This is a genomic window from Afifella pfennigii DSM 17143 (assembly GCF_000688515.1).
Classification (GTDB): domain Bacteria; phylum Pseudomonadota; class Alphaproteobacteria; order Rhizobiales; family Afifellaceae; genus Afifella; species Afifella pfennigii.
Genome location: NZ_JHZK01000010.1, coordinates 19,430 through 44,662, shown reverse-complemented (window position 1 = coordinate 44,662; position 25,233 = coordinate 19,430). Strand labels below are relative to the sequence as shown.

The window sequence follows — 25,233 nt, the reverse complement described above, 5'->3', positions numbered from 1 at the left end:
GCCGCTGTCACTGACTTAGAAAGCGAGGAGAGAGATGGATACCGAAGCCAAGACCGTCACCGGCAAGGACCGCTACAAGTCCGGCGTCATGGAATACAAGAAGATGGGCTACTGGGAGCCGGACTACGAGCCCAAGGACACCGACGTCATCTGCTGCTTCCGGGTGATCCCGCAGGACGGCGTCGACCCGGTTGAGGCCTCCGCGGCCGTCGCCGGCGAGAGCTCCACGGCGACCTGGACGGTGGTGTGGACCGACCGTCTGACGGCGGCCGAGAAGTACCGCGCCAAGTGCTACCGCGTCGATCCTGTGCCGGGCGCGGAGGGCCAGTACTTCGCCTATATCGCCTACGATCTCGACCTCTTCGAGCCGGGCTCCATCGCCAACCTGACCGCCTCCATCATCGGCAACGTCTTCGGCTTCAAGCCGCTGAAGGGCCTGCGTCTGGAGGATATGCGGCTGCCGACGGCCTATGTGAAGACTTTCAACGGCCCGGCCACCGGCATCGTCGTGGAGCGCGAGCGCCTCGACAAGTTCGGCCGGCCGCTGTTGGGCGCCACCGTCAAGCCGAAGCTCGGCCTGTCCGGTCGCAATTACGGCCGCGTCGTCTATGAGGCGCTGAAGGGCGGTCTCGACTTCACCAAGGACGACGAGAACATCAACTCGCAGCCCTTCATGCATTGGCGCGAGCGCTTCCTCTACTGCATGGAGGCCGTCAACAAGGCGCAGGCCGCCACCGGCGAGGTGAAGGGCACCTACCTCAACGTCACCGCCGCCACCATGGAGGACATGTACGAGCGCGCCGAATTCGCCAAGGAGCTCGGCTCGGTCATCGTCATGATCGACCTTGTCATCGGCTATACGGCCATCCAGTCGATGGCCAATTGGGCGCGCAAGAACGACATGGTCCTGCATCTGCACCGGGCCGGTCACTCCACCTATACGCGCCAGAAGACGCATGGCGTCTCCTTCCGCGTCATCGCCAAATGGATGCGCCTTGCCGGCGTCGACCACATCCATGCCGGCACCGTCGTCGGCAAGCTGGAGGGCGACCCGGCCACGACCAAGGGCTACTACGATATCTGCCGCGAGGAGTTTAACCCGCAGAAGCTGGAGAACGGCCTGTTCTTCGACCAGAACTGGGCCTCTCTCAACAAGCTGATGCCGGTTGCTTCCGGCGGTATCCATGCCGGCCAGATGCACCAGCTTCTCGACCTTCTCGGCGAGGATGTGGTGCTGCAGTTCGGCGGCGGCACGATCGGCCATCCGATGGGCATCGCGGCCGGCGCGACGGCCAACCGCGTGGCCCTGGAAGCCATGATCCTTGCCCGCAACGAGGGTCGCGACATCGTCAATGAGGGGCCGGACATCCTCAAGGCGGCGGCCAAGTCGTGCCAGCCGCTGCAGCAGGCGCTCGACACCTGGAAGGACGTGACCTTCAACTACGCTTCAACCGACACGCCGGACTTCGTGCCGACGGCGACCGCCGCCTGAGCCTGAAGCCGAGACAGCGAAGAGGACGCAAGAACATGCGCATTACCCAGGGCACCTTTTCCTTCCTGCCCGATCTCACCGACGAGCAGATCACCAAGCAGGTGCAGTACTGCATCGACAACGGCTGGGCCGTGAACCTGGAGTTCACCGACGATCCGCATCCCCGCAACACCTATTGGGAGATGTGGGGCCATCCGATGTTCGACATTGAGGATGCGGCGGGCGTGATGATGGAGCTCAACGAGTGCCGCAAGGTCTATGGCGACCGCTATATTCGCCTGTCGGCCTTCGATGCCAGCCATGGCTGGGAATCGGTCAAGCTCTCCTTTATCGTCAACCGGCCGAGCGAGGAGGAGCCGGGCTTCCGTCTGGATCGCCAGGAAGCGGCTGGTCGCAATATCCGCTACACGACCAGCCCCTATGTCGCGGCCAAGCCCGAAGGCCAGCGTTACGGCTGAGGGCTCCGCTCTTGATGATGCGGCCGCGCCCCGCCGGGGCGCGGCATCTTTGCGGCGCAAGTTAAGGGACGAAATCGGCGATGAACGACGTTGCGAATTCGCCTGAGGAAGTAACCGAGGAACCCGTCACCTCTGTCGATCTGCATCGGGAGTTCGAGGAATCCGGCGTCGGCGACGTTCTGCGTGAGCTCGACGAGACGCTGGTCGGCCTTGCCCCGGTGAAGAAGCGCATCCGCGAGACGGCGGCCCTGCTTCTGGTGGAGCGGGCCAGGAAGCGCCTCGGCCTCGCCCATGAGGCCCCCACCCTGCATATGAGCTTCACCGGCAATCCCGGTACCGGCAAGACGACGGTGGCCATGAAGATGGCCGACCTGTTGCACCGCCTCGGCTATATCCGCAAGGGCCACCTCGTCTCCGTCACCAGGGACGATCTCGTAGGCCAGTATATCGGCCACACCGCCCCGAAGACGAGGGAGATCCTGAAGAAGGCGATGGGCGGCGTCCTCTTCATCGACGAGGCCTATTATCTCTACCGGCCGGAAAACGAGCGCGACTATGGCCAGGAATCCATCGAAATCCTCCTGCAGGTGATGGAGAACCAGCGCGAGGACCTCGTCGTCATCCTCGCCGGCTATGCCGACAAGATGGACCGGTTCTTTGAGAGCAATCCGGGCTTCCGCTCGCGCATCGCCCATCATATCGACTTTCCCGACTACACCAACGAGGAGCTCTCAAGGATCGCCGAGATGATGCTGAAGGAGCAAGGCTACAGCTTCTCCGAGGAGGCGCGCGAGGTCTTCGCCCGCTATATCGATCGGCGCCGCCAGCAGCCGCATTTTGCCAACGCGCGTTCGGTGCGCAACGCCCTTGACCGCGCCCGCCTGCGCCAGGCCAATCGGCTGTTTGAGGGCGCGCAAGGACCGCTGACGGCGGACGACCTTTCCCTCATCGCGGCCGAGGACATCACCCCGAGCCGTGTCTTCAGCTTGCCGACCGACGCCGAACGCCAGACACAGGAAGCCCGATGAGCGACATTCTGATCGCCCCCTCCATCCTTTCCGCCGACTTCGCCAAGCTCGGCGAGGAGGTCGCCGCCGTCGACCGGGCCGGCGCCGATTGGATCCATCTCGACGTCATGGACGGCCACTTCGTCCCCAACATCACCTTTGGCCCGCCGGTCATCAAGGCGTTGCGCGGCGCCTCGCCGAAGGTCTTCGACTGCCATTTGATGATCGCTCCTGCCGACCCTTATCTGGAGGCCTTCGCCGCGGCCGGCTGCGAATACATCACCGTCCATCAGGAGGCCGGCCCGCATCTCGACCGCTCGCTTCAGGCGATCCGCGGTCTCGGCGTCAAGGCGGGCGTCTCGCTCAACCCCTCCACGCCGGAGACGACGCTGGAATATGTCCTCGACCGGCTCGACCTCATCTTGCTGATGAGCGTTAATCCGGGCTTCGGCGGTCAGGCCTTCATCCCCGCGGTGGTGGAGAAGGTGCGAAGGGTGAAGGCGATGATCGGCGACCGCGACATCCGCATCGAGATCGATGGCGGCGTCACGCCTGAGACCGCGCCGGCGCTCGCGGAGGCCGGGGCGGACGTTCTCGTCGCCGGCTCGGCCGTCTTCAAGGGCGGCAACGAGGAGGCCTACCGCCAGAACATCGAAGCCATCCGCGGCGCCGCCGAGGGCGCGTTGCGGAAGGCTGCGTAAGGAGGATTTGCATGGCAGCGACCGCCGGTATCTGCGATTTCGGCTGGAAGGCGCCGGATTTCCGGCTGAAGGCGACCGATGGCAACACCTATTCCCTGGCCGAGCTGGCCGGCGAGAAGGGCACGCTCGTCGCCTTCATCTGCAACCATTGCCCCTATGTGAAGGCCGTCATCGACCGGCTGGTGCGCGATGCGAAGGAACTGGAGGCGCTTGGCGTCAAGACCGTCGCCATCTGCTCCAACGACGCTGAGACCTATCCCGACGATTCCTTCGACAACATGGCGAGGTTTGCCCAAGAGCACGGCTTTGCCTTCCCCTATCTGCACGACGAGGACCAGGAGGTGGCGCGCGCCTGGGACGCGGTCTGCACGCCGGATTTCTTCGGCTTCAACGCCGATTTGGAGCTGCAGTATCGCGGCCGCCTCGACGCCTCGCGCAAGCAGGCGGGGCCGAGCGATGCGCCGCGCGAATTGTTCGAGGCGATGAGGCAGGTCGCCGAGACCGGCGAGGGCCCGCGCGAGCAGATCCCCTCCATGGGCTGCTCCATCAAATGGAAGGCCGCCTGATGGCGGCCGCCACCTGGCCCAGGGCCATCCTCTTCGATCTTGACGGAACGCTCGTCGATTCCGTCCCGGACCTTGCCGGGGCGCTCAACGCGCTTCTGGAGGCGGAGAGCCTCGACCCTCTGTCGGAGGGCGAGGTGCGCAAGATGGTGGGCGACGGGGTGGAAAGGCTGGTGGAGCGGGGCCTTGCCGCGCGCGGGCGCAAGCTGGCCGGCGAGGAGTTGGAAGGCTTCACCCGCCTCTTCTTGTCGCTCTACGAGCCGCGCGCCACCTTGAAGACGCGGCTCTTTCCCGGCGTGGCCGAAACGCTTGAGAGCCTTGCCGGCGAGGATATCCGCCTTGCCGTCCTCACCAACAAGCCGGCCGAGGCGACGCGGCTCATCCTGGAGGGGCTGAAGGTCGAGCGCTTCTTCTCCGTCGTCATCGGCGGCGATAGCGGCCTGCCGAAGAAGCCCGATCCCGCCGTGGTCTTCCGGGCGCTGAAGGAGCTTGGCGTTGCCGCCGAGGAGGCGCTCTTGGTCGGCGACAGTCCGGCCGATATCGGCGCCGCCCGTGCCGCCGGCCTTGCGGTCATCGCCGTCAGCTACGGCTACACCGCCATACCTCCCGCCGAGCTCGGCGCCGATCAGGTCGTTGACGAGCTTGGCGAAATCGTCTCCGCGATCCGCTTGATGGGCCGCGCCGCGTAAGGCGCGCCCGTTCCTGCCGTCCTGGAAAGGCTCCAGAGAGGCTGGCTTTCCGTGCCGAGCCGGCTATAAGGCGATTGTCATTGTCATGTTTTCGGCGGAAGGCCGACAATTGAGGGATTTCACCCATGTTTATCGCCATGAACCGTTTCAAGGTCCGCCCGGAGGCCGTGGAGGAGTTCACCGAGATCTGGCGCAGCCGCGATTCCCAGCTTTCCAGGGTGCCGGGCTTCGTGGAGTTCCAGTTCCTCAAGGGCCCCGAGCGCGAGGATCACGTGCTCTTTGCCTCGCACACCGTCTGGCGCTCCTTCGACGATTTTGCCAATTGGACGAAATCGGAGCATTTCCGTGCCGCCCACAAGAATGCCGGCGACAACAAGCCGCTTTATCTCGGCCCGCCGGAGTTTGAGGGCTTCGAGGTGGTCGACGACGTGAAGTAGGAGCCTGCGGGGGGCGCCACGGTGCCGCCCGGATTTGGGCAGGCGCTATGGCGCTTCATGCCGCCCCCTCCTTCGCCGGCTCGCGCACGAACAAAAGCGTCACCATGCCGAGGACAAAGAAGACGAGGATGGAGGCCATGCCGGCGCGCTGGCTGTCGAAGGCCGCCGTGACGAAGGCGAGCACGGCCGGGCCGATGAAGCCGGTGACCCGCCCCGACAGGGCGTAGAGCCCGAAGATCTGCGCCTCCATTCCCGGCGGCGCCAGGCGCGCCATGAAGGAGCGGCTTGCCGATTGCGCCGGTCCTATGAAGACGCCGAGCGCCAGACCGCCCGCCCACAGCACGGCCTTTTCCTCCGTGAGCACCAGGATCGTGCCGAGGACGAAGAGGGCGAGGAGCGCCGCGAGGATCGTCTTCTTCGGCCCCAGCCAGTCGTCGACCCAGCCGAAGATAGCCGCGCCGATGCCGGCTGTGACGTTGACGCCGATGGCCAGCAGCGTGACCTCGCTGAGCGACATGCCGAAGGTGCCGGCGGCGTAGATGCCGGCGAAGGCGAACAGCGTCGCCAGCCCGTTGGAGGAAAACAGCCAGGACAGAAGCAGGAAGGCGATATTGGCGTGGCGCCTGGCATGCCGCAGCGTCGCGGCGAGGTCCTTCAGACCGGAGGTCACCGCCGCGCCGACGGACATCGGCAGTTTCGGCGTGTCGGGTGTCAGAAAGTAGAGCGGCAGGGCGAAGAGCGCGAACCACAGGCCTGCGAGGATGGCCGTGGCGCGCACCGATTCAAGGGCGCCGCTGTCGAGCGCTTTCAGCGGCGCGTCCTCGCGCACGAAGAAGACAAGGGCGAGGACGAGCGAGGCCATGCCGCCGAAATAGCCCAGGCTCCAGGCCCAGCCGGAGATACGCCCGACGCGCTCGCGCGCGATCAGCGTCGGCAGCATGGAATTGTAGAACACCCAGGCAAGATCGGAGGCGATCAGCGCCATGGCGAAGAGGATGAGCGCCGGCCAGACGAAATCCGTCGAAGGCTCGATGAAGTAAAGCGCGCAGGCAAGCACGGCGCACAGGCTGGTGAAGGTGGCGATCCACGGTTTGCGCCGTCCGCCGCGATCGGCGATGGCCCCGAGCGCGGGGCTCAGCACCGCCACGCACAGCGCCGCGATGCTCGTCGTATGACCCCACATGACGGTGCCCTCCGTCGGGCTCGGCGCCACGGCGGAGATGAAATAGGGGGCGAAGATGAAGGTGGTGACGATGGTGCCGAAGGCCGAATGCGCGAAGTCGTAGGAGCACCAGGCGAAGACGCCGAGCCGGCGGCGGCGTGCGCCCGGCCCGGCGGGCGATATCGGCGTGTCGGAAGCGTCCATCATCGCCGATGTGACACGGCAGAGGCCGTTTCACCAAGCGCCGGCTTGCACGCGCCGGCGATGCGGGGCGCGCGTTTCCTTGCGTTGTTTCCTCCTGAAAGCCGTAAGGGCCGGCCACAGACCGGCGCGATGGTGCGGGGCGGGAGCTCATCCATGCGCAGCATATGTGGCAGAGCCGGAGCATTTTCCTAGATGTCTATTACATAGCAAGCTATGCGATGATACATAGCTTGCTATGTGATTGGCGCGGCGAGATGAGGATGGCGCTGCTGGCCTGCATGCCTTTCTGCCGCGCCGCAGCCGAGGGAGATATGCGATGATGATAAGGAGCACGCCGCGAGCCTATGGCGAGGTGAGGGTCTTCCTGCATTGGTCGATCGCCGCGACGGTTTTGGTGGCGCTCGTCTCCGGCTTTGCGGCCGACAATATCGGCATGGCGGGGCGTGACGCCTTGCGCCTGCATGTCCTTGCCGGCCTGTTGGCGGCGGTGCTGACCCTGGCGCGCATCGCCTGGTGGGTGGCCGAGCCGAAGCAGGTCCCGGGCGCCGGCGGCGCGGAGCGCAAGGGCGTGCTGGCGAGGGCCGTGCATCTCCTTCTCGTTCTGGTTCCCCTCGGCATGACCGTCAGCGGCCTCAGCCTCATCCTGCGCTCGGGCGCCGCGCCGCAGCTTTTGACTGATGCGCCGGGCATGCTGCCACCTTTCGAGATGCTGCGTCCGCGCCGGCCGCACGGCTTCGGCGCGCGTCTCATCCTGGCGCTCGTGACGGTGCATGCCGGCGCCGCGCTCTATCACCACTTCGTCCGCCGCGACGGGCTGATGCAGAAGATGTGGTTCACCGGCCGGCCGTAGGGCGGCAGGAGGCGGCCGGCCCTGGCGCCGGCCGTGCGGCCCGCATCAGGGCGCTAAGTAGCGCGAGCCTCGCTTTGCTTCCTTGTCGAAAGCGGTGGTCTGCTTGACGTGCCGCAGATTGTCAAAAAAGGCCGCGCGGGCGTCGGCGCCCTGTCGGGGGGCTCTGCCACTGGAGGATATCGAACAGCTCTGCGGCGTCCCTCTCTTCCTCAAAGGCCATGACGCGGGCAAGCGCCTCCTCCTGCCGCGCTCCATCCAGAAGCCCCTCGGCGCAGTCGCGGAACTTGCCGGCGAGATCGGCGTCTGACAGCGGGTTGTGCGGGCCGCCGCGATAGGCCTCGTCGGCCCAGCGGCTCAGGACCCGTCCGTCATGGGTGGTGACCTCCACGCGCGAGCGGATGCGGTCCCAGCCCATATCCTCGATCTCTTGATCGAAGTGCGTCTCGATCCGTGCCTGCATGTCCTGGCAGGCGGGCGAGGCGACGAATGCGTCCGTGAACTCGGCTTTGCCGGCGCGTCCGCGCAGGATGATCGCGCCAAGAAGGAAAGCGAAGGAGAACTTGCCCTCAAGCTCGGTGCGGGCGATGCGGAAGCGGATCGGGCCGAGCACGTTCGAGCCGGCGCACAGCCGCACGGCGGCGATGTCCTCTGCCGCGAGCCCCTCCTCGCGCATCAGAAAGAGCATGGCGTCCATGCTGGGATGGGTCAGCACGCCGGAGGGGTAGGGCTTGATGCTGACCCCCGGCGAGACCATCGCATGCGGTGCCCCGAAGCGCTCGCGCACGAGCGCGGGCTCGCCGCCGGGACCGGCGATGGCAAGGTAGCCCCAGCGCCCGTCGAGCGCCTCCGTGTTCGCCGAAAGGCCGTGCCGGGCCAGGAGCGCGGCGGTGACGCCGTTCTCGGCTGCGCGCCCGACATGCAGCGGCTTCGTCATCGTGCCGAAGCCCGCGCGGATGCCGGCGGCCATCGAGGCCGCGATCCCCAGGGCGCGCGCGGTCTGTTCGCTGTCGAGACCCAAAAGGTTCGACGCCGCGGCCGCCGCCGCGAAGGTGCCGATCGTGCCCGAAGTGTGGAAGCCGCGCATGTAATGGTCGGGAGCGATGGCCTCGGCCACCTTGCAGCCCACTTCAAAGCCCGCCGTGAAGGCGGCGAGAAAGCGCCGTCCGTCGACCGGCGCGCCGGTCTCTGCCGCGACGGTCTGGCAAAGCGCGAGCGTTGCCGCGAGCGGCGGCACCGTGGGATGCATCAAAAGCCCGTAGGGACGTCCGGGCCCCTCGGCGAGCTGGGTGTCGTCCCAGTCCATGGCGTGACCGGCGGTTCCGGCCCAGAGCGCCGCGGCCGGTGCCGGCAGACCCGGATGCGCAAGGCCGATAAGCCGTGCCTGGGCTGCGCCTGCCTGCGTTTCGAGGAACGACAGGAGCGGCGCCATGCCGGGCTGGTCGCTCCCCGCCAGCATCACCGACAGCCCATCGAGCATGCAGCGCCGAGCGATCCGCAATGTCTCAGCATCGAGATGCTCGAAAAGGTGCGTGGCCGCAAAGCGCGCAGCCGCGGCCGTTAGCCCTTCAAGATGCGCCGTGGCGTCGCCCGTTCCCGGCTGTCGAAGCTCCGCCGTCATCGCAGCGCCCTCCTAATTTGTCGGCAATCTTGGAAAAAATAAGAACTAGATGAAAATATTGTCGGCGATTGATGTGCCAACGTCAATCCGCCAGCGCATTGCGTCGACAATATGCTGGCGCCCAGCGCCAGGCGGCGCGCCCACGCCTTGCATGCGGTCTTTGGATGGGGGCGGGATCAGCCCGTTGTCGTGCCGGCCTGCTCCACGGTCGAGCGGAAGCGAAGCTTCGCACGCTCGACGTGGCGGAAGAACGCCTCCTGCGCCCGCAGCCTGTCGCCGGAGGCGATGGCATCGACCATTTCGCGGTGTTCGCGGTTCGAAACGGCAAGGCCGCCGGCCTGAACGAGCCCGCGCGCGCGGCACAGATGCAGCTTGCTCACGAAGCCGCGGTACTCGGCAACGAGGATACTGTTGCCGGTGGTGGTGATGAGATAATCGTGGAAGGCGAGGTTCAGCCGATAATAATCGTCGAAGTTCCGCGTCCTGGCCAGCACCTCCATTTCCTCCAGGAACTGGTGCATGCGGGCAAGGATGTCGTCATCGACGAGGTCGGTGAGGATGCGCCCGGCCAGTCCGAAGACCGCCGCCCGCACGTCGTAGAGCTCCATCGCCTCCTTGGTCGAGATGGCGCGCACGAAGACGCCGCGGTTGCGGATCATCTCCACGAGGCCCTTGGCGTAGAGCGCCTGCATCGACTCGCGCACCGGGCCGCGGCTGATCCCGAAGCGCTGCGCGAGCTCAAGCTCGTTCAGCCGCTCGCCCGGCAGCAATTCGCCGGTCAGGATCAGATGTTCCAGCCGGCGTTCCGTCTGCTCGGTAAGCGAAAGCGAGCGATCCGTCTTCGGCTCGGCCATCGGCATGACCCCGTCGAATGCGCTGCCGTCCGACACGATCGCTCCTTCATCACAAGACCCGAATATACCGGTCGTTATATACCAAAACCGCCTCGATCCAGCGAAAGGAACCTCTGTTTTCACCACTTGGCGGTTTCTTCACTCCTCCATCCCCGCCAGGATGCCCTCCACCATCGCCTGCTGCGTGGCGCTTCCGCGTATGTCTGGCGTCCTTGTGGCGGGGTCGGCAAGCGCGCGGTCCATGCCGCGCCGCATGCGGGCGGCAAGCGCCAGGCAGGCCGGCCGTTCGTGCCGGTGTCCCAGCCATTCGAACAGCATCCGCGTGGATTCGATCATCGCATAAGGATTGGCGATGCCCTTGCCCGCGATGTCGGGGGCCGAGCCGTGGGTCGCCTGCGCCATGGCGATCGATCCTCGGCCGATGCAAAGGCCCGGCGCCATGCCGAGCCCGCCGACAAGTCCGGCGGCCTCGTCCGTCAGGATGTCGCCGAACATGTTGGTGGTCACGATCACGTCGAAGCTCTGCGGATCGCGCACCAGCCGCATGGCCATCGTGTCGACGATCACCTCCTCGACGGTAACGTCGGGAAACTCCTCGGCCACCTCGTAGCAGCCCTCCACGAACATGCCGCAGCCGAGCTTGAAGACGGTGTTCTTGTGAACCAGCGTCAGTCGCCGTTTGCGGGTTTGGGCGATCTGGAAGGCGGCGCGCGCCACCTTCTGCGACCCCTCGCGCGAGATCACGCGCACCGAAATCGTCAGGTCCGGGTTCGGGCGGAACTCGCCGCTGCCCATATGGAGGTTGCGGTCGGGCTGGAACCCCTCGTTGTTCTCGCGCACGATCACCAGATCGATGTCGTCGCGCAGGCAGCCGATGCCCGGGTAGGAGCGTGTGGGGCGCAGGTTGGCGAAGAGATCGAAATGCTTGCGCAGGATGGGGTGGGGGTTCACCGCCTCGGGCACTTTGGGATAGTCGCGGTGTCCGATGGGGCCGAGGATCCAGCCGTCGAGCCCGGCCAGCGCATCGAGCGTGCCCTCCGGCATGGTGTGCCCGTGGCTGTCGAGCGCGGCGCGGCCGAGCGGCAGCTGAACCCAGTCGATCGCCTGCCCCTCGGCCTCCGCCGCCGCGCTGGCGACGGTGACGGAGGCGGGCACGATCTCGTGCCCGATGTCGTCGCCGTTCAGAACACCGATACGCAGCGCCCGCGCGGCTGTCACGTCGCCAGCTCCGGCACCGCCACGGAATGCCGGGGCACCGTCGCGACATCCGCCAGTTCCGGCGTTTTCCAGGCGAGCGCGAGAAGGGCCTCCGTCGCCGCCGTCCCGATCACCAGCGCCGATTGGTTGCGGAACTTCGTGTCGATCTGCGCATCGGACAGCGGCACGTCGCGGCTGCCGATGGCGCGGTGGACGTGCTTCTGCATCGTGCTGCCGTCGCCGAAGGTCACGTCGATCGTCACAGAGGCCTCGTGGCAGGCCGGGTCCGCCGTCGCCTCGATCCGGTCGCGCAGGCCGATGATCTCGGGCAGGTTCACCACCTCGTCGGTGAAGGCCGTCGGGGCGCCGTCGCCCCTCAGCAGCGCGCAGGCCGCGGAGTGGAACACGCTGAACTTGCCCTCCAGCCCGGTCTTCGGCGTGCGCTTGCCGGTCAGTTCCAGCACCAGCGGATGCGTCGTCAGGTGGACCTTGGCGATGTCGTGGACGCGCTCGCCGATCTCGGTGCGGACCTGCAGGCAGCCGTCGATGGTCGGATGGATCACGATCCCGCAGGCAAAGGGCTTGTAGCTGTTCAGTCCGGCTTCCCAGCGGGTCCCGAGTTCGCCCAGGATCTCGGTCCAGTCCTGTTTCTGCGACATCACGCAGGCGAAGCCGCGCGGCGCCTCCAGCGCCCGTTCGGACGAATCGAAGCCCGCCTCGGCCAGCAGCGCTGCGAGCAGGCCGTTTTCGGCCGACTTGCCGGGATGGAAGCTCTTCGTCATCGTGCCGAACATCTCGCGCAGGCCGGCGGCCTGCGAGGCGGCGATGCCAAGCGCCCATTGCATCTTCTGGCGCGACAGGCCGATGGCCTTGCCGACCGCTGCGGCGGCGCCGAAGACGCCGGCGGTTCCGGTGATGTGCCAGCCGCGGTCATAATGGTCGGGGTAGACGGCGTTGCCGAGACGGCATTCGACTTCGACACCCACGATCAGCGCGGTGAGGAAGTCCTTGCCGCTCATCTTCCTGGTCTCCGCCAGCGCCAGAAGCGCGGAGGCGACCGGCCCGGCAGGGTGGATGATCGTCTTCAGATGCGTGTCGTCGTAGTCGAGGACATGCGAGGTGATGCCGTTCACAAGCGCGGCTTTCAGCGGGTCCAGCCGCTCGGGCCGGCCGAGCACCGTCGCGGCCTTCGGACCAGAGAACGGCCCGATCGCCCTCAGCGCGGCGTCGACCGTTTCGTGGCGCGCGCCGCCAACGGCGCAGCCCACCCAGTTCACAAAGGTTCGAAGCCCCTCGCGCCGAACCTCGTCGGGAATGTCCGAACCCTCAAGCGCAACGATCCAATCGGCAAGCAGCCGGGTGACCTCCGGGGTTCCCGGAGGTGTGGCGTGATGTCCGCTCATCTTCATTCTCTCCTTAAAGCAGGCCGCGAGCGATCCCGCCGTCGACATTGATCGCCTGGCCGCCTGCGCCCTTCCTCGGCGGCGATCTTGTCGGCGCGATTGGTCCAGAGCGGCGTCAGCGTCCGTCCCGGCGCGACGAGGTTCACCCGGATGCCGAGCGGCGCGAATTCCGAGGCCAGCGTCTTGCTGAGACCAAGAAGGCCGGCCTTGTGCACGTTCGAGACGATTTGGTGCGCATAGGGCATCTTGGAGGCAGCGGCGCCCAGCATCACCACCGCGGGAGCCTCGCCGGAGGTCAGAAGCGGCAGGTGCGCGCGGATCGCCCGCACGGTCGAAAGCACGTTGAAGGTGTAGTTGCCCAGCCAGTCCTCGTCGCTCAGCTCGGCGAAGGCCGAGCGGATGCTGCCGCCCACGGCCGAGACCAGCACGTCGAGCCCGCCCCAGAGATCGGATACCCGCCCCGCGAGCTCTTCGGCGGAGCCGGGCTGGGTGACGTCGGCGACGATCGTCTGCGGGCGCCGCCCGAGGGCGGCTTCCATCCGCGAGGCGGCCGCTGCAAGGTTGTCTTCGCTGCGAGATGCGATCGCCACTTCGGCGCCTTCCGCGAGCGCCAGATGTGCCGTTGCTTCGCCGATGCCGTAGCTGCCGCCGATGATAAGAACGCGGCGGTTGCGGTATTCAAGGTCCAATTTTCGTCCCCACGATAGCGCAGTAGAGTTTGAAGATGCCCAGAACCGTCGTCGCCACGATCACGATCCGCATCACGTGAAAGGCGGCGACGGTTTCGGCGTCGAGGTGCATGACCTTGGCGATGAGGACCATTTCGGTGACCGCCGCCGGAGCGAGCGACAGGAAGGCCGTGGCGAAGGGAAGGTCGCTCAGCCCGGTCAGCGCCGCCGCGCCGAGCGCGGCCATCGCCACAAGGAAGCCGCCGACCGCGACCGCTGCGGCGGTCACGCGCGGCAGCGCCGTCAGAAGGTCGCGCCGGAACTGGCAGCCGAGCCAGACACCGAGCACGATCTGGGCGATCATGATCAGCCAGCCCGGCACGACGATCCCGGTAAGGCCGGCCAGAGCCATCGCCATCCCGGCGAGGATCGGGCCGACGAGCCATGGATTGGGAAGCGGCGTCGGCCGCAAGAGCAGGGCGCCGAGATAGGCCGCCAGCAGCCCCGCGATCAGAAGCGGAAGCCCCGCTATGCTACCCGGCTCCCCGAGCCCGCCACCTCCGCCGGTCCCGGCCGTGCCGAGAACGATGAAGGGCGCCGTGGCCACGACCAGCGACACGCGCATCGCGTGGACGACCGCCACGGAGGAGGGAACGCCGCCGAAGCGTTCCGCGACGACCGCCATGTCGGCCACGCCGCCCGCCGCCGTGGCGAAGAAGGCGGTGACCGGGTCGACCCCGCTGAGGCGGCGGAACAGGAGGGCGGCCGCCGTCGTGACCACGAGCAGGTACAGCGTCGCCATCACCATCTGGGGCGTCAGCAAAAGCATCGCGGCCACGACCGGGCCAGTGAAGCGAAGCCCGATCGCAAGCCCGATCGCTACCTGTGCGAGCTCGCGTCCTTTCGGCACCAGCCGGAAGCGCCCGCCCGCCGCCGACAGCACCGCGAAGACGAAGAACGGCCCGAGCATCCAGGGCAGGGGCATGCCCAGCCAGGCAGCGGCGGCGCCGGCGACGGCGGCGAGCGCATAGGTCGTCACGAGCTGGCGGATCCGGGCCGACGGCCGGTTCGAACCCGCGCTTGGCGCCGCTGTCATGCGACCTCCGTCAGCGGCGCAGAAGCGCCATGAGGCCGTGAACGTCGGGCAGGCCTTCCATCTCGGCGACCATCGCGACCACCTCGTTCGCCTTGGCCATGTCCCAACGCGCGAACTCGGCGCATTCGCGGAACTTCTCGGCCACCTCGTCGTAGCTCATCGGGTTGGCCGGGCTGCCCTTGCCGAAATCTGCAACGCCGGAGATCACGCTGCCATCTGCAAGATGCACGTCGATATAGGTCGTCATCAGGTGGTAGCCTGCGGCCTCGGCGCGCTCGTCGACCACGAAGTCGATCTTGGCGATCATCTCCTTCACGTCGGGCCGCAGGACGACCTCGTCGGTGAACTCGTTGAGCCCCGCGCGCCCTTCCAGCAGCAGGATTGCCATGCAGAACTCCATTGAGAACTTGGCTTGGAGCTCGTTGTGCGGTTGATGGTGGATGAGGGCGTTCGGCATGTTGGAGTTGGTGCCGATGCGCACGCGCACGACGTCTTTGGCCTCAATCCTGTTCTCGCGAATGAGGCGCAGCATCTCCGTCATCCCCGGATGGGTCAGCGATCCCGACGGGTGCGGCTTGATCGACACGCCCGGCGAATCGAAGGTCCAGGGTGCGCCCAGCTTGCCGGCGATCGCCGTCTTGTCGTAGCCGCCGCCCGCGGCCTGGAAGAAGCCGCGCGGCGCCTCCAGGATGTTGCCGGCGGCCGTCCAGCCGTAGCTGGCGAACTGCGCCGCCACGATCCCGCTTTCCGACGAGCGCCCGGCGTGGAACGGCTTGGTCATCGTTCCGAAGTTCTCGCGCAAGCCGGCGGACTGGCTGCCGGCCATCGACAGCGCGCGCTTCATCGTGTCGAGGTCAAGCCCCATGAGACGGCCAGCCGCCGAGGCCGAGGCGAAGGTGCCGCAGGTCGCGGTGGCGTGGAAGCCGTCCTGGTAGTGCCGGGGATTGATCGCCTCGGCCACCTTGCACTCCACCTCCACGCCGAGGTGGTAGGCGAGCATGACGTCGGCGCCGGAGGCGCCGGTTGTCTCGCCGAGAGCGAGCGCGGAGGGCAGGGCGGGGGCCGTGGGATGGGTCAGGAGCCCGTAGACCCGGTCCTTTGCGACGGCGAGCTGCGTGTCGTCGTAATCGTCGGCGTGGACGCCGACGCCGTTGCAGAACGCCGCGAACCGCGCCGGGACCTTAATGTCCGATCCGATGACGGTTGCGGCGCCCGCGGGCGCGCCGATATCGGCGATATGCCGGCGGACGAATTCGCCTGTCTTGGCGACCGAGCCCGATAGCGCGAGGCCGAGCCCGTCCAGGATGGATTTCTTGCCGCTCGCGACAACCGCTTCGGGCAGGTCCGCCAGCTTGGCGTTCAGCACGAATTCCGCGACCTCTTGGGTCAGCCCGGCCAGTTCGCTGGCTCCCTCGGCGCCACGATTCTCGATGTTCATCGTCGAATTTTCTCCCGATCTCAGGCGCGGCGGACGGCCGTCTCGAAACCCCGTTCACGCGCGCCGGCAACCCGCTCCTCAAAATCAGCAGGTCAGAGAATTGTCAACAAAATTCGCAGATGAGTTGAGCTGTCAGGATGCGGAATGAGGCCCGAAACGGCTTGTTTCTCCGGTGAGAAAGCAATGAAAAACAATGCGAAAATGAGATTTCACGTGAGGGCTTGGTCTAGGTTCGCTTCTCGTGTCGCCGTAGGAGTGCACGCGGCGTGAAATACGAAATATGGTAAATTCGCCGCTTATCGCGATAAATTGTTGACAATAGGAAGTGGCGCCATACAGTCCCCGTGCTCGTCTCTCGAGCCAAAGCGCCGGGGTGGGGCGGGTAGATGTTCCGGGTATCGGGCATCGACCAGCATGAAGGAGGAAATCGCATGACAACAAACATCACGCGGCGGACAATGCTGAGGCTGGCCTCCGGCGGGGTGGTCGCGGCAGCGTTGGCCGCGCCTACGGTTCTGCGCGCGCAGGGCGTCTATCCCGACCGGCCGATCAACGTCGTCGTTCCGTTCGATACCGGCGGCTACAACGACCGTCTCTCCCGTGCCTTCGCTCCGTTCTTGCAGGAGCGTCTTGGTCAGCCGCTCAACATCATCAACCGCGGCGGCGCCGGCGCGCTACTGGGCCATACCTATTTCCTGCAGCAGCCCGACGACGGCTACACGCTGCTCTGCACGTCGGCGGCGCCCTACATCCCGCTCAACATCCTGACCCAGGATGCGCCGTTCAACCTGGAAGACTTCCACATGATCAACCTGCCGTCCCAGGATTATACGCTCCTGGCGAGGAGCGCTGAGTCGGACATCACCGACATCGGCGAGGTGATCGAGAAGCTGAAGGCCGACCCCGGCTCGCTCTCCATCGGTGTGCAGCCGGCATCGGCCGACCTGGTGAACCTTATGTTGCTCGCGGACGCCAACGGCATCGCGCGTGACCGCCTGCGCATCGTCACCTTCGACGGCGGCGGCCCCGCTCGCAACGCGGTCGCGGGCAATGTGGTGGACATCGGCCTTGCCGGTGGACAGGGCTTTCTGCCGCTGGCCGAGAAGATCAAGCCTCTTCTCGTCTACGAGAAGGTCCAGCGCGACGGCTGGGGCGGCAAGCTGGTAACCGAACTGAGCGGCGCGGACACGGCCTTCGTCTACGGCTCGCAGCGCGGCTGGGGTGTGCATAGCTCGCTCGTTGCCGGCAGCCCCGAAATCTACGACACCATCCTGACCGCGGTCGAAGCGACCTCCAAAGATCCCAAGGTCATTGAAGCGCTCACCGCGCAGCAGCTTGCCACCGACTGGTACGGGCCGGAGGCGTCGAACGCCGCGCTGGCTTCCACCGCACGGGTGATGGAGCAGCATCTGGACCTGCTGAAGGGCGCGTGATCTCACGCCGCCGGGGCGCCATCCCCTGGAAACGGGGGGTGGCGGTCTCGTTGCTTCAACAGCCAAAGGAACTGCCCGATGACGATGAACCGCTCCCACCGGATCGTCGTGAACTGGGGGCATCTCGCCCTGCTCGCCGTGATCGGCAGCGTGATCGCGGCCTATCTCCTCGATACGCGGGCCACCTCCCTGCGCGTCAACAATCTTCTCTTTGTGCAGCCGGCGGCCCTGATAGGGCTGCTGCTGGTTCTGCTGGTGGTGCCGCAATGCTTCCGTCGCCGCCCCGCCGGTGCGGAGGCCGAGCCGGCTCAGCCGCTGTCCCATCTCGCCAAGGCCGCCGGTCTCATGGCCGCTCTCGTGGCGCTGGCGCTGTCGATGGAGCGGATCGGCTTCGACGTCGCCACCTTCTGCTTCCTCCTCGCCGCCTTGCGTCTTTGCGGAGAGCGGAACTGGTTCGTGAACCTCGGCTATAGCGCGGTCTTCACGGCGATTTTGATCTACGGCTACGGCACCATCATCCCGTTCCCCTTCCCGCTGACGATCCTTTAAGGCCCCGCGATGCTCGATCTTGCCTCCATCCAGGGCGCCTTTGACCTTTTGACCTCCTCGGCATCGGCTTGGGTATTCGTGATCCCCGGCCTTCTCATCGGCCTCTTCTTCGGCTCGATGCCCGGCATTTCGATCACCATGGCGATGGCGATCTTCCTGCCGATGACGCTTTACATGGACTTCCTGCCCGCGATCATCTTCTTGACCGCCATCTACACCGGCGCCGGCTTCGGGGGCTCCGTCCCTGCCGTCCTGATGAACATCCCCGGCACCTCTTCCGCCGTCGCCACCACCTTCGACGGCTACCCGATGGCGCGTTCGGGGCGCCACAACGAGGCGCTCGGTGTCGCGCTCGCGGCCTCGGTGACCGGGTGTCTTGCAAGCTACCTCTTGCTTCTCTTCCTGATCGTGCCGGTGTCGAGCGTGGTCCTGAAGATGGGGCCGCTGGAGATGTCGGCCGTCGCAATCTGGGGGATGCTGCTGCTCGGCTCGCTGTCGGGCAACTCGCTTCCCCGCGGGCTCCTGGCCGGCGTCTTCGGCCTCCTCCTTGGAACGGTGGGCATGAACACCGCCGGCTACGTTCGCGGCACCATGGGCGTGCCATGGCTCTTGGATGGGGTTCCCACCATTCCCGCGATGATGGGGCTGCTGGCGGCGAGCCAGCTCATCGGCCTGGTGAACACGAAATACCTCATCGAGGACGAGGGCTCGCGCAAAATCAGCTTCGCCAAGATCATCGGCGGCTTCCGCCTGTCGCTGAGCTTTCCCACCATCATCCTTCGCGGCTCGTTGATCGGCGTCATCATCGGCGCGATCCCGGGTGTGGGCTCGTCGATTTCGAACCTCCTTTCCTATTCGGAGACCAAGCGCAACGCGCCCGATGGCGACAGTTTCGGCCGAGGCAACCCCAAAGGTGTCGCCGCGGCCGAAGCCGCGAATTCTTCCTCCGAGGGTGGAGCGATGGCGACGATGCTTGCCCTTGGCATCCCCGGCGGCGGTGCGACCGCGATCCTGCTGGCCGCCTTTGCGACGCACAACATCGTCGGCGGCCCCAGCTTCATCGCCAACAGCAAGGATATCGTCTACGCGATCATCCTCTCCAACTTCGCGCAGGCGCTTCTTCTGCTCGGCGTCGGGCTCGGCTTCGTCTACCTGGCGGGCTACATCGTGCGCGTGCCGATGCGCTTTTTGATCCCCAGCGTGCTTGTCGTCGCGGTGTTCGGGTCCTACGCGATCGATGGCACGATCTCCGGGCCGATCACCTTGGTCGTCTTCGCGATCCTCGGCTGGGCGATGGTTCGCTATGACTACCCGGTCGCCGCCACGGTGGTTGGGCTGCTTCTTGGAAGCCTGGTGGAGGGCAATCTTCTGAGGACATGGCAGATCAGCGGCGGCGATCCCGCCTACGCGCTGGAGCGCCCCGGCGCTCTTCTGATCTTCGCCTTGATGGCGCTCTCCATCGGCCTGACCGCCTGGTCGGCGCGCCGCCGGCGGCGCGCGGCGATACCGGCCGCCGGGAGCGGCTGAGGCGCGCAGGGCCTGAGAGGAAGAGAAAAAGGGGCGCCTCGCGGGCGCCCCTTTCGCGTTCTGTCCGGCCGCTCAGTCGGCCGGATAGAGCCGGAACTGCGCCCTCTCCGCAGGCGTCAGCTGCGCGACCAGCCCGGTTTCCCACGCAAGATAGCGGCGCGAGGCCTCCAGGTTTCCGTCGTGGCGGTCGTGGACGAAGAACAGGTAGTCGATACGCTCCGCGTCGGGCGGGTTGTCGGGTGTGGCCTCGCAGCTTGCCCCGGCGGCGATGAGGGCCGGCATGCCGCCTTCGATTCCGAACACCTCGTTCACGCCAAGGTCGCGCATCTCCTCTGCCGCCAGCGCCGCTTCGCCGGCATCCTCGGCGAGGAGAAGCGCCGCCGCCGGTCGTGTGCGGCGCACCACTTCGGCAAGGCGGGGCCGCCGAGCCCAGATGGCGCCCTTCACATGGCCCTCGCGGAACGCGGCCGAAGCGCGCAAATCGATGAGCGACGCGCCTTGCCGGAGCCGCTGAAGCGCCGCATCCGCCGTAAGCGTTGCGATCTCCCTCGCTTGGGCTGCGATCGCCTCGGGCGGAGCAAGGCTGCGCAGCGCCTCGTCGATGCGCAGAACCTGTGCGTCATAGCCCAATTGCCGCAGCCAGAAGGCGCCGAGCGCGGACCGAAGGCCGGTGTCGCAGCACAGGACCACCCGCGCCCGGCGCAGCCCGATCCATTGGTCGCTCGCCTGAGCCAGCTGTCCCGACGGAGCATGCACCGCTGCCGCGATCGGATCCGCCGCCGCCTCGGGGGCGGAGCGCGTGTCGAACAGGTAGGTCGTTCGGCCCTTCTCCGCGCGCATCTTCTCCAGTTCCCGCGCCGTGACCTCGGGCAGGCCGAAGCGCGCGATCACCCGGTCCGCCGCCGCGCGCGATGCCGCCAAGGCTTCGGGCGAGAGCTCGGGGTAGGGGGCGGCGGTGTTGCCGCGTTCGAGCCGCTCGCCCGACAAGGCCCAGCCCTGCGTGCCGTTCTCGAGTGCGAAGACCTCGCCCGAATGACCCGCGACCCGAAGCCCGATCGCGCCCACGATGCCGCGCGTGCGACCTGCGCAGGTGATGATCACGGGCGCGTTCGGCGCGGGCAGGGCGGCGAGCCGGTGCGCGAGTTCGCCGTTCGGAAGGCAGCTGGAGCCTGGCACCCGCATCTTGCCGTACTCGGCCGGCGGGCGCGCATCGAAGAACCTGAGCTCACGGCCTTGGCGTTGCCATGCGGCGAGCTCGTCGGCCCGGATCATCGCCGGGTGCCAGACGGCCTCGACGAGTTCGCCCAGCGTCTTGGAGGGAACGTTCACCCCCTGGTAGACGGGAAGGCCTGCGGCGGCCCAGGCCGGCATCCCGCCATCCATCACCGCGATGTCGCAATAGCCCATCGCGCTAAGCCGCGCGGCCGCACGCTCGGCCACGCCGTCGCCGGCGTCGATGAGAACGAGCGGCGCCTCTTGCCGGGGCACCAGCGCTCCGATGTCGAGTTCGGCCCGCGAATAGGGCAGCGGCACGGCGAAGAGCGCGTGCCCTTCGCCGAACTGTCCCGCTTCTCGCAGGTCGAGCAGGCCGACCTCGCCCGTCCCGCACACCCGTTCCGCGGCTTCGCGTGCCGTGATGCGGATCATTGCACCCTCCTCAGGTTGGGTTCCTGCCCAGAAAAGAACTCCCAGAAAATCGGGTAGACGAGATCGGGCCGATGCTCGGCCGGATAGTGACCGGTGGGGATGTCGGTGCCGCGCAGGTCGTCGGCCCATTCGCCCCAAGCCTTCAGCGGTTCGAAATGCCGGCCGCAGTGACTGTTGGAGCCCCAAAGCACCAGCACCGGGCAGTCGATCCGGCGCTTGTCGTGATCGGCGCTGTCCATCGCGAAATCGAGCGTCACGGTGGCGCGATAATCTTCGCATACCGCGTGGATTTGCTCCGGCGTGGTGCAGCGAATGTACTCCGCCATCGCCTCGGGCGCGAAAATCTGAAGCCCGACGTTCTTCTTGTCCAGCTTGTAGCGGATGTAAGACGCCGGATCGGCCGACAAGAGGTTCTCCGGGAAGGGCGCCTCCTGCGCCATGAAGAACCAGTGGTAGGATTCCAGGCCCCAGCCGAGCGTCATCTGCGATAGCACGTTATATGTCGGCACGATGTCGAGCGCGGCCATCCGCTCCACCCGCTCGGGCCGGTCAAGTGACATGCGGAACGCCACGCGGGCGCCGCGGTCGTGGCCCGCTACCGCGAAGCGGTTAAAGCCGAAATGGTCCATGACCTCGAAGAAATCCTCGCCCATCCTGCGGAAGGTGTAGGCGGCGTGATCGGGGCCACCCTCGGGCTTGGAGGAATCGCCGTATCCGCGCAGGTCGGGCGCGATCACGGTAAAGCTCTCCGCCAGCGTCGGCGCGATTTTGTGCCAGCTTACATGGGTCAGCGGATTGCCGTGCAAGAGAAGTAGCGGCGGCCCGTCTCCTGCCATAGCGAGATTGATCTCGGCTCCGGCGGTCCGAATACGCTCGCGGCGAAACCCCTCCATGAGGTTGCGGCTCTGCCGTAGCGGTGGCATCGGCATCATATCCTCCACTGTCTGCAATTTCGGTCGTTCGCGCGCGTTCTGAAGCGTCTTACCGACAACCATCGCGAAAATCTGCCTATATCATCTATGATTGTTGACATTAAGCAACCTTGACTTTCTATAAGCCGCTGGATTGCCGACACTGGAGGACACCGGAATGCACGCCACGCCAGTTGATCCGCCCGCTGGCAAGCCGGTGTTGGCGCTTGTGCCCGGCGACCCCACGGGCATCGGGCCGGAGCTTGTCGCGCGACTGCTTGCCGATGGAAGGATGGCGGACGTCGCCGACTTTCTTCTCGTCGGGGACCGGCGCGTCGTGGAGATGGGTATGCGGCATGCGGGGGTCACGGTTCCGCTGGCCCCGGTGGCAAGTCCGTCGGAAGCCGATTTCGCAATCGGCGCCGTGCCGATCGTCGACCTTGGAAACCTCGATCCCGCCGCGATCGTCCTCGGCCGTCCCGATCCTGAGGTCGGACGAAAGGTAGGCGAGACGCTGGCCGCGGCGGTTGAGATCGCGCGCGCGGGCGGGGTGCGTGGCATCACTTTCGCGCCGCTGCACAAGAAGGCGATGTTCGACGGCGGCTGGCGCTTCAACGATGAACATCAGCTTTTCGCGCACCTGATCGGGCATGAAGGCCTTTTCCGAGAGATGAACGTGCTTGAAGGGCAGTGGATGAGCCGGGTCACCTCGCATGTCTCGCTGCGACAGGCGCTCGATCTCGTCACGGAGGAAAGCATCTGCGATGCGTTGCGCCTGACGGACCGGGTGCTTCGTGCCGCCGGCATTGCCCGGCCGCGCATCGCCGTCGCGGCCCTCAACCCGCACGCCGGCGAAGGCGGCCTCTTCGGGCGTGAGGAAATCGACGTCATCGCCCCCGCCATCGCCCGCATGCAGGCCGCGGGCATCGATTGCAGCGGCCCCTTCCCGTCAGACAGCGTTTATATCAAGGCCTTCGCGGGAGAGTTCGACAGCGTCCTTGCCATGTATCACGATCAGGGTCAGATCGCGACGAAACTCAGGGGTTTCAACAAGGGTGTGACGGTGACGGCGGGCCTTCCCATCGTCTTCACCACGCCGGCGCATGGCACCGCCCATGACATCGTCGGTCTGGGCGTCGCCGATACCGGCGCGCTGGAAAGCGCGATCCGTCTTGCCGCCCGGCTTGCCGCTAGAGGCCACCAGACCATTGAGGAGACCGCGCAATGACTGCGAACACCCATCGTATCGCCGTGATCGCGGGCGACGGCATCGGAAAGGAAGTCGTGCCCGAGGGGCTTAAGGTGCTGCGAGCCGCGGCGGATGTTTTCGGCATCGGCCTTGCGTTCGAAGAGCACGACTTTGCCTCGTGCGATTTCTATGCCCGCCACGGCAAGATGCTGCCGGACGACTGGAAAGACCGCATCGGCGACACCGACGCGATCTTCTTCGGCGCCGTCGGCTGGCCAGACACCGTTCCCGATCACATCTCGCTCTGGGGCTCGCTGCTCAAGTTCCGGCGCGAATTCGACCAGTATGTGAACCTGCGCCCGGTGAAGCTGATGCCGGGTGTGGTGTCGCCTTTGGCCGGGCGGTCGCCCGGCGAAATCGACTTCTGGGTGGTGCGCGAGAACACGGAGGGTGAGTATTCCTCCATCGGCGGCCACATCTTCGAAGGGACGGAGCGCGAGGTCGTGGTGCAGGAAACCGTTATGACGCGGCAGGGGGTCGACCGGATCCTGCGTTTCGCATTCGAACTCGCGCAGCGGCGCCCCAGAAAGCGCCTGACCTCGGCCACCAAGTCGAACGGCATCTCCATCACCATGCCCTACTGGGACGAGCGTGTGGAAGAGATGGCCAAGGCCTATCCCGACGTGGCGGTCGACAAATACCACATCGACATCCTGACGGCGCATTTCGTCCTGCATCCGGACTGGTTCGACGTGGTCGTCGCCTCCAACCTCTTCGGCGATATCCTGTCGGACCTCGGGCCCGCCTGCACCGGCACCATCGGCATCGCGCCCTCCGGCAACATCAATCCCGACCGTCGGCATCCCTCGCTTTTCGAGCCTGTCCACGGCTCTGCGCCCGATATCGCCGGCAAGGGCATCGCCAATCCGGTCGGACAGATATGGGCGGGAGCGATGATGCTCGACCATCTCGGCTATCCGGAAGCCTCCGCGGCGATCGTCGCCGCGGTCGAGAAGACGCTTGCCGATCCGGCGACGCGCACGGGCGACCTCAAAGGCACGGCGGACACGCTTGCCTGCGGCGATGCGGTCCGCGAGGCTCTGCTTGAGGGCTGAGCCCGGCTTTTCAAAGCCCGGCGGGACCGATGGGCGCCCGGCCGCGCAAGGCAACCGCCTTACGTTCTGCCCGGCGCCCGCGCGCCGACCCATTCGCCTCGCTCCAGAAGGCCGAGGATCACCTCGCGCAAGAGGTCGCGAACCGCCGCCTGCGCGCGGGTTGCGGGCCGGCCCGTCGGCTGGATCAGGTATGCCCCCCGCCAGAGCCCCGGCGCCGCGATCCGGCTGATCGACAAGACGCCGCTGCGCACCTCCTCGGCGACCGCGTGCAAGGGCAGGATCGAGGCGCCGAAGCCCGCCGCGACCAGCCGTTTGATGTTGGCGTAGGAATCGATCTCGATGGCGATCTCGGGGCTGAATCCCAGGACCTCGCACGCTTCGTCGATCTGGGCGCGAAGTCCGTGGGCCGCGCTCGGCAGGACAAGGGGCGTCCCGCGAAGCTCCGACAGGCCGATCTGATCGGGAAGATCCGCCTCGCGGCGCCAAAGAACCACGAGTTCTTCTTCCAGCAGCAGTTCGGAGGTCGCCACGGCATCCTCCGCCCGGGCGTAGAGCACGGCAAGATCGACACGGCCCTCGCGCAGCCAGTCGCCGATGAAGCCGCTCATCGCCTCGGCGATGTTGACCGTGACGCCCCGGTACCGCTCGCGCGCGGCGATCAGCGCCGGAAGCGCCACGATGCCGCTGATCGTGCCGGGCAGGCCGATGCGCACCAGGCCGCCCGGCTCGCGGTCGAGCCTGCGGATCTCCTCCTCGGTGCGGGCGAGGTCGTCGAGGATCATCCGCCCCCGCCGTGCCAAAAGCTCGCCCGCCTCGGTCGGCGCAACCCCCAACCGGCTCCGCTCCAGGAGGCGGGTGCCGAGGCCGGCCTCCATGTTCCGCATGTGCAGCGACAGGGCCGGCTGCGCCACGTTGAGCGCCTTCGAGGCGCGGGTGATCGAGCCCTGATCGACGATTTCCAGGAAATAGCGCAGCTGCCGGAAATCCATGCCGTTCTCCGCGAGCGATGCCATATCAATTTGTTA

The 25,233-nt window shown here is 66.6% G+C and carries 24 protein-coding genes; 13 read left to right on the top strand and 11 right to left on the bottom strand.

The features are described 5' to 3' along the window. Positions 1-34: 34 nt before the first annotated feature. The 7 genes from Q331_RS0109385 (at position 35) to Q331_RS0109355 (ending at position 5,347) form a co-directional block, all read left to right on the top strand. Positions 35-1,492, top strand: a complete 1,458-nt coding sequence (locus Q331_RS0109385; RefSeq protein ID WP_026380468.1) for a form I ribulose bisphosphate carboxylase large subunit — start codon at positions 35-37, stop codon at positions 1,490-1,492. A gap of 35 nt (positions 1,493-1,527) precedes the next feature. Next, on the top strand, positions 1,528-1,950 hold the full coding sequence (locus tag Q331_RS0109380; protein WP_026380467.1) for a ribulose bisphosphate carboxylase small subunit: 423 nt from the start codon (positions 1,528-1,530) through the stop codon (positions 1,948-1,950). Positions 1,951-2,030: 80 nt separating this feature from the next. Continuing rightward, on the top strand, positions 2,031-2,978 hold the full coding sequence (gene cbbX / locus Q331_RS0109375; RefSeq protein WP_026380466.1) for a CbbX protein: 948 nt from the start codon (positions 2,031-2,033) through the stop codon (positions 2,976-2,978). Continuing rightward, complete coding sequence (gene rpe, locus Q331_RS0109370) at positions 2,975-3,658, top strand: ribulose-phosphate 3-epimerase (protein WP_026380465.1); 684 nt, start codon at positions 2,975-2,977, stop codon at positions 3,656-3,658. The genes cbbX and rpe overlap by 4 nt, the downstream gene beginning before the upstream one ends. 11 nt (positions 3,659-3,669) lie before the next feature. Continuing rightward, positions 3,670-4,224: a thioredoxin family protein gene (locus tag Q331_RS0109365; protein WP_026380464.1), complete on the top strand. Its 555-nt coding sequence runs from the start codon at positions 3,670-3,672 to the stop codon at positions 4,222-4,224. Next, entirely contained in the window at positions 4,224-4,910 is a 687-nt protein-coding gene (gene gph, locus Q331_RS0109360; RefSeq protein ID WP_026380463.1) for a phosphoglycolate phosphatase, read from the top strand. The genes Q331_RS0109365 and gph overlap by 1 nt, the downstream gene beginning before the upstream one ends. A gap of 125 nt (positions 4,911-5,035) precedes the next feature. Next, positions 5,036-5,347 (top strand): antibiotic biosynthesis monooxygenase family protein, encoded by a 312-nt coding sequence (locus Q331_RS0109355; RefSeq protein ID WP_026380462.1) that lies wholly within the window; start codon positions 5,036-5,038, stop codon positions 5,345-5,347. A 55-nt stretch (positions 5,348-5,402) separates the two neighbouring features. Here the strand turns inward: Q331_RS0109355 and Q331_RS20880 are convergent, their stop codons facing one another. Then, positions 5,403-6,716, bottom strand: a complete 1,314-nt coding sequence (locus Q331_RS20880; RefSeq protein ID WP_051630928.1) for an MFS transporter — start codon at positions 6,714-6,716, stop codon at positions 5,403-5,405. Between the two features lie 313 nt (positions 6,717-7,029). Between Q331_RS20880 and Q331_RS0109340 the strand changes: the two genes are divergently transcribed. Beyond that, positions 7,030-7,563: a cytochrome b gene (locus tag Q331_RS0109340; protein ID WP_051630925.1), complete on the top strand. Its 534-nt coding sequence runs from the start codon at positions 7,030-7,032 to the stop codon at positions 7,561-7,563. A gap of 121 nt (positions 7,564-7,684) precedes the next feature. On the opposite strand, the gene Q331_RS20875 is transcribed toward Q331_RS0109340, so the two are convergent. The 7 genes from Q331_RS20875 to Q331_RS0109305 all read right to left on the bottom strand — a co-directional run bounded on the left by Q331_RS20875 (position 7,685) and on the right by Q331_RS0109305 (position 15,837). Continuing rightward, positions 7,685-9,181, bottom strand: a complete 1,497-nt coding sequence (locus Q331_RS20875) for an MmgE/PrpD family protein (protein WP_051630923.1) — start codon at positions 9,179-9,181, stop codon at positions 7,685-7,687. Positions 9,182-9,357: 176 nt separating this feature from the next. Further along, the gene (locus Q331_RS0109330; RefSeq protein WP_245615583.1) at positions 9,358-10,071 is read right to left on the bottom strand and encodes an FCD domain-containing protein; all 714 of its coding nucleotides are present in this window, start codon (positions 10,069-10,071) and stop codon (positions 9,358-9,360) included. A 102-nt stretch (positions 10,072-10,173) separates the two neighbouring features. Beyond that, positions 10,174-11,253 (bottom strand): isocitrate/isopropylmalate dehydrogenase family protein, encoded by a 1,080-nt coding sequence (locus tag Q331_RS0109325; RefSeq protein WP_210164933.1) that lies wholly within the window; start codon positions 11,251-11,253, stop codon positions 10,174-10,176. Continuing rightward, positions 11,250-12,635: an MmgE/PrpD family protein gene (locus Q331_RS0109320; protein ID WP_051630949.1), complete on the bottom strand. Its 1,386-nt coding sequence runs from the start codon at positions 12,633-12,635 to the stop codon at positions 11,250-11,252. The genes Q331_RS0109325 and Q331_RS0109320 overlap by 4 nt, the downstream gene beginning before the upstream one ends. Before the next feature lie 2 nt (positions 12,636-12,637). Next, complete coding sequence (locus tag Q331_RS20870; protein ID WP_051630922.1) at positions 12,638-13,324, bottom strand: SDR family NAD(P)-dependent oxidoreductase; 687 nt, start codon at positions 13,322-13,324, stop codon at positions 12,638-12,640. After that, positions 13,314-14,399 carry an AbrB family transcriptional regulator gene (locus tag Q331_RS0109310; RefSeq protein WP_026380457.1) on the bottom strand — a complete coding sequence of 362 codons (1,086 nt, stop codon included), beginning with the start codon at positions 14,397-14,399 and terminating at the stop codon, positions 13,314-13,316. Before Q331_RS0109310 ends, Q331_RS20870 begins: the two co-directional genes overlap by 11 nt. Before the next feature lie 10 nt (positions 14,400-14,409). Then, positions 14,410-15,837, bottom strand: a complete 1,428-nt coding sequence (locus Q331_RS0109305; protein ID WP_026380456.1) for an MmgE/PrpD family protein — start codon at positions 15,835-15,837, stop codon at positions 14,410-14,412. Between the two features lie 431 nt (positions 15,838-16,268). Between Q331_RS0109305 and Q331_RS0109300 the strand changes: the two genes are divergently transcribed. The 3 genes from Q331_RS0109300 (at position 16,269) to Q331_RS0109290 (ending at position 19,346) form a co-directional block, all read left to right on the top strand. After that, positions 16,269-17,270 carry a tripartite tricarboxylate transporter substrate-binding protein gene (locus Q331_RS0109300; RefSeq protein ID WP_026380455.1) on the top strand — a complete coding sequence of 334 codons (1,002 nt, stop codon included), beginning with the start codon at positions 16,269-16,271 and terminating at the stop codon, positions 17,268-17,270. A gap of 78 nt (positions 17,271-17,348) precedes the next feature. Continuing rightward, the gene (locus Q331_RS0109295; RefSeq protein WP_026380454.1) at positions 17,349-17,819 is read left to right on the top strand and encodes a tripartite tricarboxylate transporter TctB family protein; all 471 of its coding nucleotides are present in this window, start codon (positions 17,349-17,351) and stop codon (positions 17,817-17,819) included. A 9-nt stretch (positions 17,820-17,828) separates the two neighbouring features. After that, positions 17,829-19,346 carry a tripartite tricarboxylate transporter permease gene (locus tag Q331_RS0109290; RefSeq protein ID WP_026380453.1) on the top strand — a complete coding sequence of 506 codons (1,518 nt, stop codon included), beginning with the start codon at positions 17,829-17,831 and terminating at the stop codon, positions 19,344-19,346. A 72-nt stretch (positions 19,347-19,418) separates the two neighbouring features. On the opposite strand, the gene Q331_RS0109285 is transcribed toward Q331_RS0109290, so the two are convergent. Further along, the gene (locus Q331_RS0109285; RefSeq protein ID WP_026380452.1) at positions 19,419-20,993 is read right to left on the bottom strand and encodes a rhodanese-like domain-containing protein; all 1,575 of its coding nucleotides are present in this window, start codon (positions 20,991-20,993) and stop codon (positions 19,419-19,421) included. Beyond that, positions 20,990-21,922 carry an alpha/beta fold hydrolase gene (locus tag Q331_RS0109280; protein WP_026380451.1) on the bottom strand — a complete coding sequence of 311 codons (933 nt, stop codon included), beginning with the start codon at positions 21,920-21,922 and terminating at the stop codon, positions 20,990-20,992. The genes Q331_RS0109285 and Q331_RS0109280 overlap by 4 nt, the downstream gene beginning before the upstream one ends. 160 nt (positions 21,923-22,082) lie before the next feature. Between Q331_RS0109280 and Q331_RS0109275 the strand changes: the two genes are divergently transcribed. Next, on the top strand, positions 22,083-23,132 hold the full coding sequence (locus Q331_RS0109275; RefSeq protein ID WP_034491707.1) for a PdxA family dehydrogenase: 1,050 nt from the start codon (positions 22,083-22,085) through the stop codon (positions 23,130-23,132). Then, entirely contained in the window at positions 23,129-24,208 is a 1,080-nt protein-coding gene (locus Q331_RS0109270) for a tartrate dehydrogenase (protein WP_026380449.1), read from the top strand. Before Q331_RS0109275 ends, Q331_RS0109270 begins: the two co-directional genes overlap by 4 nt. A gap of 59 nt (positions 24,209-24,267) precedes the next feature. On the opposite strand, the gene Q331_RS0109265 is transcribed toward Q331_RS0109270, so the two are convergent. Beyond that, positions 24,268-25,221 (bottom strand): LysR family transcriptional regulator, encoded by a 954-nt coding sequence (locus Q331_RS0109265; protein WP_051630920.1) that lies wholly within the window; start codon positions 25,219-25,221, stop codon positions 24,268-24,270. Positions 25,222-25,233: the final 12 nt, after the last annotated feature.